This is a genomic window from Psychroflexus salarius (genome assembly GCF_900129035.1).
Classification (GTDB): domain Bacteria; phylum Bacteroidota; class Bacteroidia; order Flavobacteriales; family Flavobacteriaceae; genus Psychroflexus; species Psychroflexus salarius.
On the sequence record NZ_FQTW01000023.1, the window covers coordinates 1 to 3,220 of the forward strand.

The window sequence follows — 3,220 nt, forward strand, 5'->3', positions numbered from 1 at the left end:
TTTGTTTTCAACGCAATTCAGTTTTCAGCGTGTGAGTGATAAAATCCAATTTTTATAATTATTCCACTTTTCAATTTTGTCAGAGTCAAATCCGACTCTTAGGATTATCAAAACATGAATTTTATCTCTAAAAAATCATTGAAATCAACTTACTTGTAACGGTCTTGTATATGGCTCGTAGCGTGCAAATTATAAAATTACTTTCGGTTTAAGCACAAGCCAGATTTTTAAATTTTACTATTTATCTTTTTTATTGGAAATCGTCAAATTTAAAAATTTGGCGACTTTCCAAATATGCCTTAACTTCGTTTAAGCAACTGACTAGCTATGAGCTATATACGTTGTTATGCCCTGTTTTTTTATCCAATTGGCATTAATATATTATTTATTCCTTCTATGATTGGTGGAGTCCAAACATTTGCGCTAACACTAAGTAAGAAACTTTTTATCGTTTCCAATGATTGTTTAACTATAGTCGATTTAGGCTCTTCTTTACTTAGTTGGTTTTCAACTCTTTGTATTTCTAATTCAACATCGGATTTTTCTTCAAAATTTTGGTCTGCAATAGCTGATTTTAATTCAGAAATGAGCTCCTCAATTTGTTCAGATTTTTCTTTTGTTAAATTTATTTCTTGCTGAATATTATCACCTGAGGCTGAGTTTAAAGCATTATCATTTCCTGTATTTATGGAACTTCCGTCCCCTGAGTTTGTAATGTTCACTTGTTTCAATATTAAAGTTATTTTATCGCTAAGTTCATTTTTTTGTTCTTTTGTCGATGACGAAATGTCTGAAATGTTTGGAAATTCCGTTTCAACAGCCAACATTAAATCTAAAAATTTACTTCTAATTTCTGATAATGTTTGTGTGATTGAAGATATTGAAGTTGTCACAGAAATATTAGTTACTGTAATATTAACACCAGTTTTTCTAAATTCAGAAGTTACCATTTTCCAAAAATCGACTGAGAGGTTTTTTCCCAATGTGTCGCCTTTTGGATTGGTCGTATATGTTTCAAGTGTTTGTACTCCATCTACAAGAGGAAACTTTATAAAAAAATCTCGCAAGCCTTCATCTTTAAGGTAAGCTATTGGTACAGGTGTATTTTCTTGAATGCCATAGCCAACTTTCAATGTGCAAGAAGAATTTGCTTTTGCATTTCTATAATCTGGTAGATCTGAATTACTTTGTATTGAATTGTACCCGTTTAATTCTTTGTTTATCCAATTTAGAAGTTCGATATTTCCGATTCGGGTTGCAATAACCTTGGTTTTTAGTAATGGATTCACTAAAGACTGGTTGCTATCGGATAATTCATCAATTATTTTATCTATCATCGGTTTTTTATTTTAAATAGGGCATAACGGTCTCGGCTATGAGTAGATGCGTGGTTTAGTACTTAACTTTGCAAGTACACACCAAGCTGAAAATCCTCGAGGATTTTCAGAAGTAGGCGAGAACTAGCAATTACTTATAGCCATTGTTGTAAAGCGTTTTTATTCTTTTACTTTCTTAAATATTTTTTCCAAAGTTGGTTTGTATTTTGTGTACTTCCAATAGGATTCATTTCTCAGAATAGATTCAAGCAATAAATTGTCTTTTTCTTTTCTGTATTTTTTCTTTTCCGATAAGCACAAGGAATGGTACATTAAAGTTTCTATGTATTTATTTATATAGTAATTTTTATAACTTTCTTTTGGTTTTCTTTTGTCGGTCGTTAATTTAAAGTCCTTGAAGTTTAAGTCGGTAAACCTGTAATATTTAATTCCATTGTATTTAGGATACTTATTAATATAATTGAGAGCCTTTTTATAATTCGGTGGTTTAGGGACATTAATGTAACCCCAAATCATTGTGCCAAAAGTTCTCATACTTGTTAAGAAAAATATTCCTTTTTCTGTATCATCAGAGAGATTGTAATCTCTTAAATTAAGATTAACCTCTGATAAATCAAATGGTTTGTTTTTATTTCCAATTGCAGAGAATAACATACCATAATAACAAGAAACTAATTCGTGATAATTTGTTTTTTCACTTTTAAGAGAATCAACGATTGCCATATTGTCTTTAGCTTCAGCTTCGTGCATATTCCAATTTACACCTCGAATTATGTATAAACTTTTTAAGGTAACTGAGTCTGGCTTAGTTAAAAATTCAGTTGTTAATAGTTTATTGTTGGATGTAACAACTTCCTTGATAAATTTTTTAGCTGTTAATAATTTTTTTGATGGAATTGATTTTATTTCTTCATAAACATTACTTGGTGGGTCACCTCTAAAATGAAAATTTTTGTATGTTTTTGCTAAATCTATTAAGCCTTTCTCATATTCATTATTCTGGCTTAAAATATTTTGAGAAAATGCGATTATTAAAAAGTAGATGATTGTTTTTTTCATATGTAGTTTCGTTTCTTAAATGCTTTACAACGGTCTTGGCTATGATGTCGTTGCGGAATCATTCGCAGAATTATTCCGCTGGTAAACGAAAATACACTTTTAACTGGAATTTTCAACAGAAAATTCCAACCCGCAATGCATTATAGCCGTTGTTGCATACAGGTACGACACGTTCTACTTGGCACGAAGCACTTTTCACGTTTCTGATTTTTTTGGTTCTGTTTTTCAATTCTGTTGAGTAAAGCAGAAGTTTTGCTATATAAATCTAAGTTTAAATTTTCAAGAGTAAAGTCATCTGTTTTCAAACTTGCTAAAAATTCCGCTGTGCTGATTTCTATTCGGTTATTTTATATTTTTCGCAACGATTGTTAGATGTCAATTGTATTCCTAAATATCGATTAAAATCCAATTTTGTGTTCATTTCGTCGTTATTTTTTTCAAATATTTTTTCAAATTCGGATAATTGCTCAATGCTTAACATTTGTCAAAAGTCATATTTAGAATTCTATTTTTTATTCAGATTTAAAAACCAATTTTTGATAGAAGCGGAAATTTCGACTTTTAAAAACAGCTTTTCAATTCGTTTTAGGTAATGCTTGTTAAATTCAGATTCCCAACTGTCATTTATCCGACCCGAGTTTTTTCGGAGTACTTGTATGCAACGGTCTTGGCTATGATGTCGTTGCGGAATCATTCGCAGAATTATTCCGCTGGTAAACGAAAATACTATTTTAACTGGAATTTTCAACAGAAAATTCCAACCCGCAATGCATTATAGCCGTTGTTACACATTGACACGACACGTTCTGATTGGAACGAAGCAC

At 30.8% G+C, this 3,220-nt stretch carries 2 protein-coding genes; both read right to left on the minus strand.

Annotated features, from left to right (window positions below):
* Positions 1–359: 359 nt before the first annotated feature.
* Positions 360–1,337 (minus strand): AbiTii domain-containing protein, encoded by a 978-nt coding sequence (locus BUB82_RS11435; RefSeq protein WP_073193757.1) that lies wholly within the window; start codon positions 1,335–1,337, stop codon positions 360–362.
* A gap of 159 nt (positions 1,338–1,496) precedes the next feature.
* Entirely contained in the window at positions 1,497–2,396 is a 900-nt protein-coding gene (locus BUB82_RS11440; RefSeq protein WP_073193758.1) for a hypothetical protein, read from the minus strand.
* Positions 2,397–3,220: the final 824 nt, after the last annotated feature.